18 protein-coding genes are annotated in these 15,008 nt (G+C 55.0%); 9 read left to right on the forward strand and 9 right to left on the reverse strand.

What is annotated here, in order from left to right:
* The first annotated feature begins 379 nt into the window (after positions 1 to 379).
* Together BN2591_RS07295 and BN2591_RS07300 are read left to right on the forward strand one after the other, a co-directional pair.
* Complete coding sequence (locus tag BN2591_RS07295; protein ID WP_086870292.1) at positions 380 to 1,063, forward strand: FliA/WhiG family RNA polymerase sigma factor; 684 nt, start codon at positions 380 to 382, stop codon at positions 1,061 to 1,063.
* A 121-nt stretch (positions 1,064 to 1,184) separates the two neighbouring features.
* On the forward strand, positions 1,185 to 1,745 hold the full coding sequence (locus BN2591_RS07300; RefSeq protein ID WP_086870294.1) for a C40 family peptidase: 561 nt from the start codon (positions 1,185 to 1,187) through the stop codon (positions 1,743 to 1,745).
* A gap of 2 nt (positions 1,746 to 1,747) precedes the next feature.
* Here BN2591_RS07300 and BN2591_RS07305 read toward each other — a convergent pair whose 3' ends face one another.
* A complete protein-coding gene (locus BN2591_RS07305; protein ID WP_086870296.1) occupies positions 1,748 to 3,163 on the reverse strand; it encodes an aminotransferase-like domain-containing protein in 1,416 nt (471 codons plus the stop codon).
* Between the two features lie 175 nt (positions 3,164 to 3,338).
* Here BN2591_RS07305 and BN2591_RS07310 point away from each other — a divergent pair, with 175 nt between their 5' ends.
* The 7 genes from BN2591_RS07310 to BN2591_RS07340 all read left to right on the forward strand — a co-directional run bounded on the left by BN2591_RS07310 (position 3,339) and on the right by BN2591_RS07340 (position 8,558).
* On the forward strand, positions 3,339 to 3,500 hold the full coding sequence (locus BN2591_RS07310; protein ID WP_086870298.1) for a DUF1127 domain-containing protein: 162 nt from the start codon (positions 3,339 to 3,341) through the stop codon (positions 3,498 to 3,500).
* A gap of 103 nt (positions 3,501 to 3,603) precedes the next feature.
* Positions 3,604 to 4,197 (forward strand): ATP-dependent Clp protease proteolytic subunit, encoded by a 594-nt coding sequence (locus tag BN2591_RS07315; protein ID WP_425268947.1) that lies wholly within the window; start codon positions 3,604 to 3,606, stop codon positions 4,195 to 4,197.
* Between the two features lie 126 nt (positions 4,198 to 4,323).
* Positions 4,324 to 5,373 carry a DUF1176 domain-containing protein gene (locus BN2591_RS07320; protein ID WP_086870302.1) on the forward strand — a complete coding sequence of 350 codons (1,050 nt, stop codon included), beginning with the start codon at positions 4,324 to 4,326 and terminating at the stop codon, positions 5,371 to 5,373.
* 78 nt (positions 5,374 to 5,451) lie between these two features.
* Positions 5,452 to 5,868 (forward strand): FosA family fosfomycin resistance glutathione transferase, encoded by a 417-nt coding sequence (locus BN2591_RS07325; protein ID WP_086870304.1) that lies wholly within the window; start codon positions 5,452 to 5,454, stop codon positions 5,866 to 5,868.
* Between the two features lie 93 nt (positions 5,869 to 5,961).
* Positions 5,962 to 6,429, forward strand: coding sequence for a MarR family transcriptional regulator (locus BN2591_RS07330; RefSeq protein ID WP_086870306.1), 468 nt, complete (start codon positions 5,962 to 5,964; stop codon positions 6,427 to 6,429).
* Positions 6,430 to 6,433: 4 nt separating this feature from the next.
* Complete coding sequence (locus BN2591_RS07335; RefSeq protein WP_086870308.1) at positions 6,434 to 7,501, forward strand: HlyD family secretion protein; 1,068 nt, start codon at positions 6,434 to 6,436, stop codon at positions 7,499 to 7,501.
* Complete coding sequence (locus BN2591_RS07340) at positions 7,491 to 8,558, forward strand: DUF2955 domain-containing protein (RefSeq protein ID WP_017457796.1); 1,068 nt, start codon at positions 7,491 to 7,493, stop codon at positions 8,556 to 8,558. Before BN2591_RS07335 ends, BN2591_RS07340 begins: the two co-directional genes overlap by 11 nt.
* Positions 8,559 to 8,642: 84 nt before the next feature.
* Here the strand turns inward: BN2591_RS07340 and BN2591_RS07345 are convergent, their stop codons facing one another.
* The 8 genes from BN2591_RS07345 to BN2591_RS07380 form a co-directional block, all read right to left on the reverse strand.
* The gene (locus BN2591_RS07345) at positions 8,643 to 8,882 is read right to left on the reverse strand and encodes a putative Se/S carrier protein (RefSeq protein WP_086870310.1); all 240 of its coding nucleotides are present in this window, start codon (positions 8,880 to 8,882) and stop codon (positions 8,643 to 8,645) included.
* The gene (gene yjiL / locus BN2591_RS07350; RefSeq protein WP_086870312.1) at positions 8,882 to 9,646 is read right to left on the reverse strand and encodes a putative 2-hydroxyacyl-CoA dehydratase activator YjiL; all 765 of its coding nucleotides are present in this window, start codon (positions 9,644 to 9,646) and stop codon (positions 8,882 to 8,884) included. Before yjiL ends, BN2591_RS07345 begins: the two co-directional genes overlap by 1 nt.
* Positions 9,647 to 9,655: 9 nt before the next feature.
* Positions 9,656 to 10,807, reverse strand: coding sequence for a double-cubane-cluster-containing anaerobic reductase (locus BN2591_RS07355; protein WP_086870314.1), 1,152 nt, complete (start codon positions 10,805 to 10,807; stop codon positions 9,656 to 9,658).
* Between the two features lie 119 nt (positions 10,808 to 10,926).
* The gene (locus tag BN2591_RS07360; protein WP_086870316.1) at positions 10,927 to 11,166 is read right to left on the reverse strand and encodes a DUF2164 domain-containing protein; all 240 of its coding nucleotides are present in this window, start codon (positions 11,164 to 11,166) and stop codon (positions 10,927 to 10,929) included.
* 16 nt (positions 11,167 to 11,182) lie between these two features.
* The gene (locus BN2591_RS07365; RefSeq protein ID WP_086870318.1) at positions 11,183 to 12,463 is read right to left on the reverse strand and encodes a DUF445 domain-containing protein; all 1,281 of its coding nucleotides are present in this window, start codon (positions 12,461 to 12,463) and stop codon (positions 11,183 to 11,185) included.
* Positions 12,464 to 12,503: 40 nt separating this feature from the next.
* Entirely contained in the window at positions 12,504 to 13,145 is a 642-nt protein-coding gene (locus tag BN2591_RS07370; RefSeq protein WP_086870320.1) for a LysE family translocator, read from the reverse strand.
* A gap of 49 nt (positions 13,146 to 13,194) precedes the next feature.
* Positions 13,195 to 13,965: a helix-turn-helix transcriptional regulator gene (locus BN2591_RS07375; protein WP_086870322.1), complete on the reverse strand. Its 771-nt coding sequence runs from the start codon at positions 13,963 to 13,965 to the stop codon at positions 13,195 to 13,197.
* 42 nt (positions 13,966 to 14,007) lie between these two features.
* Positions 14,008 to 14,904 (reverse strand): LysR family transcriptional regulator, encoded by an 897-nt coding sequence (locus tag BN2591_RS07380; RefSeq protein ID WP_086870324.1) that lies wholly within the window; start codon positions 14,902 to 14,904, stop codon positions 14,008 to 14,010.
* Positions 14,905 to 15,008: the final 104 nt, after the last annotated feature.

The following is a 15,008-nucleotide window of genomic DNA, read 5'->3' on the forward strand; positions in this document are numbered from 1 at the left end:
TATTATTTAGGCTGTTAACCGTAATTGAGGATTAATTAACGTGAAGGCAGATGAGTAAATCCTCTGACCCCAGTAATCATTCCATATGAGATATTAATAATACTACTGTGCGATAGATGAATTATACGCAAATTCATTAATTGGCGCTTTTCGGGGGATTAAAAATAGGGGGTGTGGTGTATCTTTTTACACCAGTTAAGGCGGGAGGCCGTGCAGTGCCGCTGGTTGTAATAGTTTGATGTTAATTTATTGTTGTTTGTTTAATTAATTAAATAATTAATTTTTTTACGCACTGAACTAATGAAAAACCTCAGCCTTAAAAATGTAAAAACAGCATACGTCTGTTTTTATTTAATAAATCTAGTCTGCGCTGTTAATAATGATGAGTGTAATTTCCTCTGAAACGATAACGTTTCCCGATGAAGCGCGCTACGTACGCGATTATTTGCCGCTGGTGCATAAAGTAGTGAAACAATTCGCCTGGCAAACCAGCAACGTAATGGATAAAGACGATATGCGCCAGGTCGCCCTGACGGGGTTGCTCTTTTCATTGCGTCGCTATGGACAACCGGATGCGCAATTTGCCGGTTACGCCATCCAGCGCATTCGTGGGGCAATTCTTGACGAGCTACGCCAGCAGGATTGGCGTCCCCGGCGGCTGCGCCAAAAAATGTACAAGCTCAACGACGCCATTCGCGATCTGGCGCGAGAACTTGGCTATGTGCCGAATTTTAATGAACTAAGCGAACGGCTTTCTATTACACCGGAGGAGTATCAGCACTATTTATTGCTCGACTCCGCCAGTGAGCTGGAGAGCCTGGATAACGATCTTCACGCCCACGCGCTGGAAAGCCGCTCGCTTGAAGCTGAAGTACTGGATAGCCGGGCACTAAAAAGCGCGGTAGCAAGCCTGACACAGCGCGAACAGACGATTCTGGGGTTGTATTACCACCATGAATTAAGCCTGAAAGAGATTGCCTCAATGCTTGGACTGACAGAAGCCCGAATTTGTCAGCTTAATAAAGTCATCGTACAAAAGTTGCGGGCGTTTTTTGACGAGTGAGTACGTTTCTCCTTCCGTTAAGGAATGAAAAATGTATTTAAAATTTTAACCCATTATTTTTATTAGTATTAATGTTGTGAAATATTTAACTGTATCATCCATCGTTGCCCCCAGGCAGAGCATGCTCCGCGGGTTTTTGGGGCTTTTTTTTCTTATTTTGCTTGCTGTGTTCCTGACCGGTTGTGTGCAATCTAAACCGGTTAGCCGTACACACTCGCCAACGATGCTTGCCGAACAGCGCAAGATCACCCGTGAAGCGATGCTCGCGGCGACGCGTCAGTCAAAAGTTGACAAGGTTGTGCATCACCTTAAAAAACAGTTGGGTAAACCGTATGTTTTTGGCGGCGTCTCGCCGGCGCGCGGTTTCGACTGCAGTGGGCTGGTGTTTTATGCCTACAACAAAGTGTTGAGTAATAAATTACCCCGCACCACCAAAGCCATGTTTCATGACAAACGCTTGATGCGGGTTAAAACCGCGAACTTGCGCCAGGGGGATTTGCTGTTCTTTCGCAGCAAATTACGCGGCCAGGTCGATCATGTCGGTGTCTATCTGGGGCATAACCGCTTTATCGAAGCGCCGCGTACCGGGTTGAATATCCGTATCAGCCATTTTCTTGATGGCTACTGGCAGGATCACTACCTCGGCGCACGCCGGATTCTGACAGGCAAACGCGTACTTTGAATTCAGTCCTCTAAGGCGTTGTGAATGGCTTCGCCTAAGTGCTTGATCACCTCGCGATTGGCGTCGGTCAGCGGCAGGGCGCAATTCAGGCGCAGGCAGTTACGGTACTTGCCAGACGCTGAAAATAACGAGCCGGGTGCAATCTGGATTTTCAGGCGGCACAGCGCGCGGGAAACACAGACCATATCGACGGTTTCCGGCAACTCGACCCACAATAAATAACCGCCTTGCGGGCGCGTCACGCAGATACCGCAGGGAAAATATTGGCGCACCCAGCAGGTATAAGTTTCCAGTTGCTGCTGATAAAGCTGGCGCATGCGTCGCACATGCCGATGGTAATGACCGTCGCGAATAAACGCCGCAACCGCCAGTTGTGTTCCCGGCACATTGGTGCCGATGGCGGCATACTTTTTATGCAGCACCCGATCCAGGTAACGTCCCGGCGCAATCCAGCCGACACGCAAACCCGGTGCCACGGTTTTGGTGATAGAGCTGCACAGCAGCACGCGACCATCAATATCATAGGATTTTATGGTGCTGGGGCGCGGATATTCCGCTGCCAGCTCGCCGTAAATATCGTCTTCAAAAATCACGATGTCGTGGCGCTGCGCCAGCGCCAGCACGGCTTTTTTCCGCGCGTCCGGCATGATAAAGCCGAGCGGGTTATTGCAGTTCGGCACCAGAATCACGCCCTTAATGGGCCACTGTTCCAGTGCCAGCTCCAGGGCTTCCACGCTGATGCCGGTTTCGGGATCGGTCGGAATTTCAATCGCTTTAATGTCCAAACCACGCAGTAACTGCATCGTGCCGTAATACGAGGGGGATTCAACGGCGACAATATCCCCCGGCTGGCACACCGCCAGCAAGGCGAGCGCCAGCGCCGGATGGCAACCACTGGCGATGACAATATCATCGGCGCTGACTGATGCGCCGCCATCCAGCATCAGCCGGGCGATTTGCTCGCGCAGTTCACGGCGGCCTGGCAGCGTGTCGTAGCTTAACGCATCCATCACCTGGTGTTGGGCGATACGGCTCATCTCGCGCCACAGCGGTTTAAGCGTGGGCTGAGTGATATCCGGTGCGCCGCCGCCAAACGCAGCAATCGCTTTATCCGTGCGCGCGTCCAGCAGCGTCAGCACTTCATCCCACTGCGTGACTTCCACCGGCCGTTGTACCGGGCGTGACATTGCGGGCACGGGCGGTTTTGCCTTGCGCGGCGCGACAAAGTAGCCGGAACGCGGTTGGGGCGTTATCAGTTGCAGGTTTTCCAGCACCTGGTACGCCTGCTGCACGGTGCTGATACTCACGCCGTGCTCCTGGCTCAGGCTGCGCACTGACGGCAGCTTTTCGCCGTGGCGATACAATCCCTGTTCAATGCGTTCTGCCAGCAGCGTGGCCAGATGTTGGTAGCGTGTCATGCTGTATCCTTAAAATTCACCATACAGATTTAAGAACCAGTACAGATTGGCGTGAAATTCGCGATTCAGACGTTGTTTTAAGCGATCTGTATGTTAAAGAAAAGTGATTTCTGAATCTGTATTGTCATGGGCGAGAACGGCGAAGATAGAGCTCTTTTCAGGCGAGGAGAGCACCATGGAATTCTTTGAAAATCGACCCAACCGCCCGTTTTTAGGCTTTGTTTTACTCTGGCGCAAACTGCAACGACTGCATGAACGCGTGAAAACGCGGCGGTTACTGCGCGCATTAAGCGACGAGCAGCTAAAAGACCTGGGGTTACGCCGCAGTGAACTGTGATGAGGGCGATAACGCGTGGAGATAATATCTTGTTATTTCCGCCCAACCTGCGTTGGGCTATGCTTAGCTCCACAACCTGAAGGGGAGAAAGCGCATGCACTTTATGAACGAAGACGACGAGAAAAAAGAGAAAGAGACCGGTAACGTCTCACAACTGATGCAGCAAAAACTGCTGGATGCCCGCTCGATCATTATCTCTGGCGAGATCAACCAGGCACTGACCGAAAAAGTCGTCACCCAGTTGCTGCTGTTGCAGGGCATCAGCGATGCGCCGATTAAGATCTATCTCAACAGCCAGGGTGGCCATGTTGAAGCGGCGGATACCATTCATGACATGATTAAGTTCATCACCCCGGAAGTGCACATCATCGGCACCGGTTGGGTGGCAAGCGCCGGGATCACCATCCTGCTGGCGGCGAAAAAAGAGCACCGTTATTCGCTGCCGAACACCCGCTTTATGATCCATCAACCGCTGGGCGGCGTACGCGGCCAGGCCAGCGACATTGAAATCGAAGCGAAAGAGATCATCCGCACGCTGGAGCGCGTTAACCGCATGATCGCTGAAGCAACCGGCCAGCCAGTGGAGAAAGTGAAGCAGGATACTGACCGCAACTACTGGATGAACACCCAAGAAGCCATTGATTACGGCATCGTTTCCCGCGTGGTGAAATCCTACGGTGAGCTGAATCTGGATTAAGTGTGTTCACTACCTTGAGGCGAGAATTTTTTCTCGCCTTTTTTCTCTTCACCCCCGCCAAAATACACTTCTCCCTGACACATAATTTCTGCACACTGTGCGCATTTCTCATTACGGAGTGATGGCATGAAAAGCAGTATCAAAGCGGCGCTGGTGATGACGGCAACGCTAAGTGTGCCCGTGCTGGCGGAGCAAAGTGGTGTCTCGTTTGACCATAAAGACTGGGAAGTGGTTTGTGATAACACCCTGACCTGCCGCGCCGCCGGTTACAGCGCAGAAGAAGAAGCCACCGGTTCGGTATTGATCACGCGCAAAGCCGGGCCGGACACGCCGGTGACCGTTGATGTGGTGCTGGCGGAAATGGACGCCGACGAAACGACGCAGCAGGCAACGCTCAGCCTATGGATCGATGGTAAATCACAAGGTGAGATCGCGACCGAAGATAACGATAGCTGGCGTTTATCCGATGCGCAGGCGCACAGCATGATCGATGCTGTGAAAGGTAGCGGTAAAGTCGAATTCAAAGGCGGCGCGAAACCGTTTGTGCTCTCCGGCGATGGCGCATACGCCGTGTTGCTGAAATTTGATGATGTACAAGGGCGCGTGGGCACACCGGGCGCGCTGAGTAAAAAGGGCGATAAAGCAGAAAGCTCGGTGACGCCAGCGGTTGCCGCGCCGGTGATTCAGGCGGTGGAAGTGAAAGGCGGTGAAGATCGCACCCTCACCAAAGCCGAAACCGCAGCGCTGAAACCGCGTTTGCTGGCGGCGCTTACCAGCGGTAACGAGTGCGATCGCCTTGTCTCCCCACAGGAACCGGTTATCGACGGTGATAACGACATTACCCTGACGCCGCTGGATGGCAAACATGCACTGATCTCCACCCTTTGCTGGCGCGGGGCGTATAACGAAGGTTATGGCTACTGGGTAGTGGATAAGGCGCTGAAAGGGACGCCGCAATTTATTACTAACTCCGCCTCTGATTACAGCGATGGCGTGATCTCATTGGGCCAGCGTGGTCGCGGCATTGGCGATTGCTGGGCGTCGGCGGAGTGGGTCTGGGACGGTGAAACCTTCCGTAAGAGCAGCGAATCCACCTCCGGCATGTGCCGTTATGTGCGTGCGGGCGGCACCTGGGATCTGCCGGAATTCGTCTCGGAAGTGAAAGAGGCGAAGTAATTCGCAGCCCAGTTAACGCTGCATTCAACGCTTTTGTTGGGTGCCGCGTTTTTCCTTCCTATGGCCGGAGTACCAAGCATGTTAAACAGCCTCAACCACCTGACCCTGGCGGTTAGCGACCTTGCCCGCAGTATTGAGTTTTATCATCAACTTCTTGGCCTGAAACTGCATACGCGCTGGGACAATGGCGCTTATCTCACCTGCGGTGAGTTGTGGCTTTGCTTATCTGCCGACGCGCAGCGCCAGTATGTACCGCCAACACAAAGTGACTACACCCATTATGCGTTCAGTGTTGATGCATGCGATTTCGCCCGCTTTGTCACTCGCCTTGAGCAGGCTGGGGTGGTGAGCTGGAAAGCGAATAAAAGCGAAGGCGACTCCTGGTATTTCCTCGATCCCGACGGACACAAGCTCGAAGCGCATGTCGGCAACCTTGCCCAGCGGCTGGCCGCGTGCCGCGAGAAGCCTTATAAGGGAATGGTATTTTTTGATTAAACTTTCGCAATCCATGCTCTTTGCTATTCCCGTTTCTTGATACTTACCCTGATAACTATTATCGTACCCCGCCTGTGAAACGAGAGGATTGCGATGACGGAAGAGGAACTGTTCGCCCGCCGACCGCTGGGTATGCGCATGGCGATGGTTGTGCGCCAGTGGCGTGCCACTATCGATCACGCATTGAGCGACACGGGCATCACGCAGTCGGGCTGGACGGTGCTGATGCAGCTTCACCAGTTAGGGAATAACGTCTCCGTCAGTGAGCTGGCGGAAGTGCAGGGCATTGAGCTGCCGCCGTTGATGCGCACCCTGACACAACTGGAAAAGCAGGGGCTAATTGTGCGTACGACATCGCCGTACGACAAACGTATTCGCCTGTTGGCGCTCACCGCCGAAGGGACGCGTATGTTGGGTAAAATCACGCAGGTGATCGAAGCCTGCCAGCTACGGGCAGCGGGAAATATTCCGCCCGCGAGTCTGCTCGCCTTTAGCGACACCTTGAATCAAATCGCCTGTAATTTGCGTGTGATGCGCGAAGAAGACAACCAAACCGAATAAGAAAATCATGACGCCAGAACAAAAGTTTGCCCGCTGGGTAAGGGTGAGTATTGCCTCTTTCCTGCTGATGTTTGTCTATTTTATCGTTGCCGATATCTGGATCCCGCTGACCCCGGATTCCACCGTCATGCGCGTGGTGACGCCGGTTTCCGCCCGCGTTTCTGGCTACGTTGCGCAAGTGTATGTGCAGAACAACAGCCAGGTGAAGAAGGGCGATCTGCTGTTCGAACTGGACGCCACGCCGTTTAACAACCAGGTAGAAGCCGCGCAAATCGCGCTGGCACAAGCAAAGCTCACCAATCAACAACTGGATGCGCAAATCGTTGCCGCGCAGGCCAGCCTGAAGACGGCGCAGCTTACTGCACAAAACGATCGGGTGACCTTTGAGCGCTACCAGAACCTGAGCGTGATGCATAACGTCTCGCAAGCCGATGTCGATAAAGTACGCACGACCTGGCAAAGCAGTGTGCAATCGGTGAACAACCTGAATGCCTCGATTGATGCGCTGAACATTGAGCGCGGCGATCGCGATGATGCCCGCAACGTAACGCTGCAGAAATACCGCAATGCCCTGCAACAGGCGCAGCTGAATCTGAGCTGGACCCAGGTTCGCGCCGAAGCCGATGGTGCGGTCAGTAATCTGCAATTAAGTCCCGGTTTTTATGCCGCTGCCGGAACTGCCGCACTGGCGCTGGTGCACGATAAAACCGATATCGTGGCGGATTTCCGTGAGAAGAGCCTGCGCCATACGCGCGTTGGCACCGATGCGGCAGTGGTGTTTGACGCGCTGCCGGGGCATGTGTTCAAAGCCCATGTCACCAGCAGTGATGCCGGGGTGCTGGCCGGGCAGCAGGCGGTGAATGGCGAGCTTTCCGCGCCGCAAACCTCTAACCGCTGGGTGCGTGACGCGCAGCGTATGCGCATCCACGTTGCACTGGATGAACCGTTGCCGAAAGAACTCCCGACCGGCGCGCGTGCTACGGTGCAGTTGTATAACAGCGAAGGGGTGTTCGCGCGCTTTTTCTCGGGCCTGCAAATTCACCTGGTGAGCCTGTTGCACTATGTCTATTAATACGCTGGCGCGGGTTTTCACGCCTCACGGCAATATCGTTTACACGGCGAATGACTTTCGCCAGACGCTGCGCATCGTCTTTGCCGGGATGATAGCGCTCAGTGTGTCGAGTTTTTATAACACCCAGTACGGCGTGTTTTATGTCGTCTATCCGGTGATGTTGCTGTCGCTGGTGCCAGTGTTTAACCGCCATGTGGCGAAACAGTTCATCTTCAGTGCGGTGATAAATTGCATCGAAATGGTGTTTATTATCGGCTATTTGTCGCGCTGGCCGGTGATCATGACGCTAGTGGTGTTTGCGCTGTACGTGATGCGTTTTCGTTTTATGAGCAAAGGCGCACTGTTTCTGTTTGGCTCGGCGGGCGTGGTGTGCCAGAGTACGATGCTCAACTTTATGAGCTACCCCTCCAGCGACTGGCACACGCTGCTGTTTTCCAATATTGAAGCCAGCATTATGGCGGTGGCGCTGAGTGCGTTGATGAACTATCTAATCCCGGATGTCGAACCGCGCACGCGTCCACCGATGATCGAGAAAAACGCCGCGCGCGTGCGTCACGAATCACTGCTCTCCGGCACCGTGGCGACGATGATCTTTGTGGTTTTTCAACTGAGCGATCTTAGCGATTCGTTATCCGCGCTGATGGCCGGGATTTTGATCCTGTTTCCGATGCATTATCGCGGTGCGGTGATGAGTTCTGTGTGGCGTGTCGTCGGCGTGGTGCTCGCCTGCCTGTATATCCTGCTGGTGCAGTTGATCCTCTACAACCACAGTAGTCACATGTTATTGATGATGCCGCTGATTGGCCTCGGGCTGGCGTTCAGCGCGCGGCTGCATGTGATGGAGAAAGTCGGGGCCGGTGTGGGGTTTGCCAGCGTGACCACCATCGGCATTATGTTTGGTCAGAACCTGCATCCGGACACGGATTTAGTATTCAGCGATCTCTACCGCATCGTCTCCGTTACCGTGGCGCTGCTGGCGACCTTAACGATGATCTATCTGGTGCATCTGATTTTGAACCGCTTCGAAGCCACACGGTTTGTGATTGAGGAGCAGTAAAGAGGAATGCGCCCGAAAACGCGGTGTTTTTCGGGCCGAAAGCGCTGTGCCGCAGCGATTTTACACGCCAGATAAAGCCCCCGCTCATTCTCCCACGCGCGTAAATTCCTCACCGTCACAACGATAAATCGCCTCTGTCACACCGGGCGTCACCCACCGGTTGACCGCTTCCGCTTCGCTGTGAAAACGGATGCATAGCCCGCAGCCGCCTTTGAGCTGGCGCGGAATATCCTGCACGCGAAAAGCGATGCCCGCCGACTGCATCGCTTTTCGCGTTTGCAGCACGCCGGGCGTGTTATGAAACAACAAAAGATATTCCGCCATTAGCGCTTCCTCTGCCGCTGGCCGATTAACGCCGCGCCCAGCGCGCCCGCGTACTGGGCGTCGTCATGCGTAAACACATCGCTTTTCAGATGTCCGGCCAGCATGCGGCGAAAGGTAGCGCAGTGGCTGACGCCGCCGGTAAACAGCAATGGCCCTTGCGTGGACAGGCGCGAGATAAAGTGCGCGCTGCGTCGCGCCATAGCGTTGATGACCCCGGCGAGAATCGCCTCCGGCGCGATACCCGCCGAGCGCAGGCTGATCACTTCGGATTCGGCAAACACCGTACACATGCTGGTGAGCGGATGCGGCTCCACGCCGTCGGTAATGGTGTCCAGATGTTCCACCTGCGTACCCAGTGTGCGCGAGATAACGTCCAGAAAACGCCCGGTTCCGGCGGCGCATTTGTCATTCATCAGAAAATCGGCGAGATTGCCCTGTTCATCCAGCGCGATCACTTTGCTGTCCTGTCCGCCAATGTCGATCACCGTGCGTGTTTGCGCGAGCAGCAAACGTGCCCCCAGTCCGTGGCAGGAGATTTCAGTCACCTGCTTATCGGCGAAATCGACCAGTTGCCGCCCGTAGCCGGTCAGCGTCAGAAAGGGCTTTTCCTCAAGCCCTGCGCGCAGCGTTTCCCATGCTTCAACAATCGATGCCGCCGGGCGAAACGAGGTCGGGCACAGGAAGCGCCGCACAATCGTCTCGCCCTGAAGCAAAACGCCTTTGGTGGTGGTCGAGCCGGAATCAATACCAACGGTAAACGTCACGCCCGCTCCTTATAACATCTCGATAAACGCGGCGACGCGGGTGCTGAGCTGCCCGATATCCGCTGTCGAATAATCCGTTTCAATCGCCATATAGGGAATGTTGTGCTGCTGGCGGACATGGCGTTTGATTGCCAGCGACTCCACCGCATAGGTGTGGCAGGCCTGCAAAATCACATCGATCACACCATCGGCCTGGTATTCGTCGACCATCTGGCTGAGCAGTTTCAGACGCTCATCATTAGGGGAAATGCAGGAGCAGCCGATCGCCAGATATTTGTCGGTCAGCGCGTCGTACACATCGCCGCTCTCCTCGACGCAGCGCTCGGTGGCTTTTGCGCCGGTACAGTTTTCATACCCGACGACCCAGCCGCCGTTCTCTTCAATGGCGCGCACCACTTTTTCCGCCGCGCCGCCAATCGGACAACCGGTGATTAAAATACGCGGGCGCGGATCCAGCCGTTTACCTGCCTGCCACTCCTCGCGGATCCGCGCCGCTGTGGCGTTCAGTTCGTCGATCAGCGCCGCTTTATCAAAACGGAAGGTTGCGCCGTACACCACTTTCAGGATATCCGCGCCGCTGATTGCCGGTGGATTGAGCTGCCCGACGCGGTAGAAATTCGCCAGCGCCTGGCGCTCGCGGTTTTTCAGCGCGATAGCCTCACGTAACGCGGCTTCGCTAATCGGCTGACCAAAACGTTGCTCGATCGTGTGCTGTAAACGCAGGATTTCCGCTTTCCACAATGCGCGGGAAGCGGCGTCTGCTGCGCTGTTTGGCAACTGCATGACATGGACCGCTTTGAATTCCGCCATGTATTCATACATTTTCTTTTTGCCGTCGCAGGTAGTTTCACCCACCACCAGATCGGAAAAGTAGAAGTAGGGACATTTGTCGGTTTTGCCAAAGCCGTAGCTGCTTTTAATCAGCGGACAGAGGTTGCGCGGCAGATCTTTTTCCGCTTCCTCAATGGTTTCATCATTGGTGGAACAGAGGGAAACCACCACCGCGCCGGCGGCCATGGCGATCTCTTGCGGCATAAAGGTGCAGTAGGTGCCAACCAGCGGGATCCCTTGCTCTTTGAGATCCATCACGGTGAGAAAACCTTTCTGGCGGGCTTCAGAAAACTGTTCGAAAACTTCTGGAAGTGCGGTGATAAGCGACATGATTTTCCTTCCCCGTAACACGGGAGAGCTTGAAAAGAGGCCGCATTATAGGCATGCAAAAAATGCGGAGATATTGATCTCCGGCGGATGAAAAGGTGAAAAAAACGTTTTCAGTAAGCTCAGAGTATTTTTTTGAGATCCATCTCTTCCTGAATGCGCTCGCTGTAGAGCGCATGTGTGCGAATCGCCTCATCGATCCCGGCGTTATAAAAAGCCGGGCCAATCTGTTCGGCAATGAAATCGAGAAAGAACTCGGCGTCAAACTGCTCCAGTTCCAGCTCAAAATTCTGCTCACAATAGGTCTGCAATTTTTTGCGTAACTGCTCGCGTTCGCTGGTGGTGAGGGTAATGTCGGCCATCGTTTCTCCTGGCAACTTAGAAAGCGCTAACGTGCAGCAGCGCGGGCAGCTGCGACAGCAAATAGAGGATCAGGCCGATCGTCCCGCCGACGAGCGTGCCGTTGATGCGGATAAATTGCAGATCTTTACCGATATTCAGCTCGATTTGTTGCGACATATCCCGCGCGTCCCAGCTTTTTACTGTGTCGCTGATATGGCGGGTGAGAAACGCGGCGAACTCCGGTGCCACGCGGTGCGCGGCTTGTTCCAGATGCTCATTTAATGAAGCGCGCAGCGCGCCATCCGCCAGCAGCGTTTCGCCAAACCACAGGCCCGCGTCGGTGATGCGTTTTTGCATACGCGAATCGTCAGACTGCATATCCGTTTTCATCCAGTTACGCAGATCCGCCCACATTTCGCCGACATAGCGGTTAAACGTCTCGTCGTTTTTCAAATACTCTTTGATGTTTTCTGCGCGCTCGGCCATTTCCGGATCGCTTTTCAGACTGGCGATCAGCTTCATTGTCGCGCGATCGAAAGCCTGGCGGATCTGATGTGTGCTGTCGGCATTAACATCGTCGAGCAGCGAATTTACCGCTTCGGAAACCCAGTCGGCACTCTGCTCGCCCAGCCATTCGGTGGGCAGGATCTTCGCCTTCATCGGGTGATCGGTTTTCAGCCAGCGCACGATTTGGCGGGCAATAAAATCGCGGCTGCTTTGCCGTTGCAGCAGGGCGATCAATTGTGCAATGACGGTATCCAGCAGCTTTTGGTGGCGATTGTTGCGGGTCAGGCTTTCCAGCAGCAGTGCGCTGGTTTCGGTGAGATCCACTTTGTCGATGGCTTTGTGCACCGCGCGGCGTAACAGGCGCTGAATGCGGCTGTCGTCGGCCATCTCCAGAAAGCCGCTCATCACCTGCAACAGATGCACTCCCACGCGCTGCGCGTTGTCGGGCTGGCTGAACCAGACGCCAATCATCTGCGCAGGCTGGTGGCGATGAATTAACGCCACCAGCGATTGGGTATCCAGAAATTTTTCCTGCACGAACTGGCCGAGATTGTCGCCAATCCGCTCTTTATTACGCGGGATAATCGCCGTATGGCGGGAGATAAACGGGAACGGCACACGGTGAAACAGCGCGACCACCGCGAACCAGTCCGCCAGTGCGCCGACCATCGCCGCTTCGGCAATGGCTTTCACCCCGCTTACCCAGAAGTTGGGCGGCAGGAACAGTGTGGTGATAAACGTCGCGGCCGCAACCAGTAACAGCGACAGCGCCAGGCGCTTGGCGCGCTTGAGTTCTGCGAATTTATTCATGGTTTAAGCATATAACCCAACGCCGGGTTCTTGCAAAAGGTTAAATCCTAAGCAGATTACGCAGCATGCTCCATAAAATCGACGTCCCAAACACCATTAGCACCGCGCCTGCGATGCGCTCGATCCACCACACGCTGCGGCTCAGTCGCTGTTGCACGGCGGGCAGCCCAATGAGCCAAACCACCGATATATCCCAGACGAATACGACCATTACCATCCACACGCCGCTTACCGACTGCTGGATCAGTGTGACGTTCGGGCCGAGCAGGGCGGTCATCAGCGCGAGGTAAAACAGCGCATTTTTGGGATTAAGCAGCGCGGAACCCAGCCCGAGTAAAAACTGTTTTCTCAGGCTCGGGCACGGCTGACGGGTTTCATCGACGCAAAACGTCTGCGTGCGGCTGTGCAGCAGGTGCCAGCCAATCCACAGCAAATAGATTGCACCCAGCAGTTCAATGGCGCTAAAGAGCACCGTGAACGGGTGCAGCGCACTCGCCCCGATAATCACTATCAGGATATAAAACGCGTTGCCTGCGGCGATACCCGCGCACAGCCCGGCGCTGCCGCGCAGCCGATAGCGGATCGCAAACCCCATTAACAAAAAGAAATCCGGGCCGGGGCTGAGCAGGGCAACAAAATGTGCCAGCGCCAGCGCCGGAAACGCGGTGGGAAATAACGCCATAGTGACCTCCACAGAAAAAAGTGAAGCTCACCTTAGCGGCGCGTCGGCGCTATTTATTGTCGGATATTGATCGGCCAAACGCGTACTGGCGCGGCGTGGCGGCAGTGTAGCTCACAAAAGTGCGGTGGAAATGACTTTGATCGGCAAACCCGCTCTGGTAGCCGACATCCGCCAGCGTGTCGCCCGCGCGCAGGCGGCTTTTGGCAAACTCAACGCGCGCGATATTCAAAAAGCTGCCCGGCGTCAGGCCGGTGTCCTGCTTGAAGGTGCGGATAAGCGTCTCTTTGCGCAGGGAAAAGGCACTTGCCAGCGCATCCAGAGTGGGCGGTTGCTGCAAATCGTGGGTCAACGCCGCCAGCACCTGCTGGCTTACGGGGCGCAGCGGCGCGCAGTGATCCGCACCGCGAGGTAAGGCGCTGAGCAGGGCATTGAGTGCAGCAGGTAATCGTGGCGAGTCGTCACGCTCAATCAACGCCACGATACGCAAGTACAACTGAAATAACGAAGGGTCGCGAATGACCTGTTGTTGGCTGTTTTTATGCGGCAGGTAAAGCATATGGTAGCTGCGTGGCTGCCCGGCGAGTGGGTTACAACTGTGGGGCGTGTGCGGTGGAATGACCATCAGATCGCCCGGTTGGAGTAGGTATTCCTGTCCGTTGCAGAGACAGCGGGTTTGCCCGTCGATAATCGCGCCAATGGATAATTCTGCGTGGCTGTGGCTTTTATACGCCTGCTGGCTGCGCCAGGTGCTGCGCAGTTCGACACCCGGTAACGCCAGTGGACGGCAAAATGATTGCTGTATATCGCGCGTCATCGACATGCTATGCCTCATTTGGTTGGCTTTCTGGTATACCACACCCCTTTATTTGTCGCGAAAGGCATTATGCAGAAGCCGCCACATATGGTGGGCGGCTGGCGTAAAGCGCCGATCGGAGTTACGCAACAGGTGGCACTGAGCACTACTGGCGACCGGATGGTCGAGCGGTACGGCGACCAGTGCGCCAAGGCGAATGGGATCGGCGGCAGCGTAAGCGGTCATAAACGAGATACCCAGCCCCGCCTGGCTTAGCCCCATCGCGGTGGAGAACTGGTTACAGCGATACGCCGGATGAAATTGCAAACCCTGGCTTTTAAACATGGCATTCATATGGCGTTGCAGGCCGAAATTTTCCGTCAGGGCTATTAATGGATAGTCGAGCAGCTCTTCAATGGTGATGCTTTGCCGCTGCGCGATAGGGTGCTGTGGCGAGACGACGGCGCAGATTGGCCCCCACTGAAAGCTGTGGCGCTTGAGTTCCGGCGTACCGATTGGGCCAAAGGCCAGCGCCATATCCGCTTCGCCGCTGACGATATCGTTGAGCATCTCCTGCATGCTACCCACCACAATATCAACAAAAACCTGCGGGTATGATTTGGCAAACTCGCGCATAACCCCTTCGATAAAGGCGGTGATCAGCCCACCGCCAATGCGCACCGAGATTGTTCCGCCGCGCATATGGCGCAGATCTTTTAGCTGGCTTTCCAGCTTTTCACGCCGCTGGCGGCTGGCAAAATAGTCCTCTGCCAGCAGGCGTCCCGCTTCGGTTAACACCACGTTACGCCCGCGCCGCTCCAGCAGCGGGAGCTGCAGTGCGCGCTCCAGTTGCGCGATTTGGCGGCTGACCACGGATGGGTTAACACCAAGGATATCCGCCGCACGACGAATCCCGCCCTGGTTACCCACCTCATACAAATAACCCACCTGTTTGTCCTGGAACATCCGCCACATTCCTTCTCAACTGTTGACCTGAAAGCAACAATAACACCATTAAGCGGATATTTATCATCCGCATTGAATAGTGATAATCGAAATAACTGCCCTGT

Origin of the sequence: Kosakonia pseudosacchari, assembly GCF_900184035.1 — a bacterium.
In the GTDB taxonomy this organism is placed as follows: Bacteria; Pseudomonadota; Gammaproteobacteria; order Enterobacterales; family Enterobacteriaceae; genus Kosakonia; species Kosakonia pseudosacchari.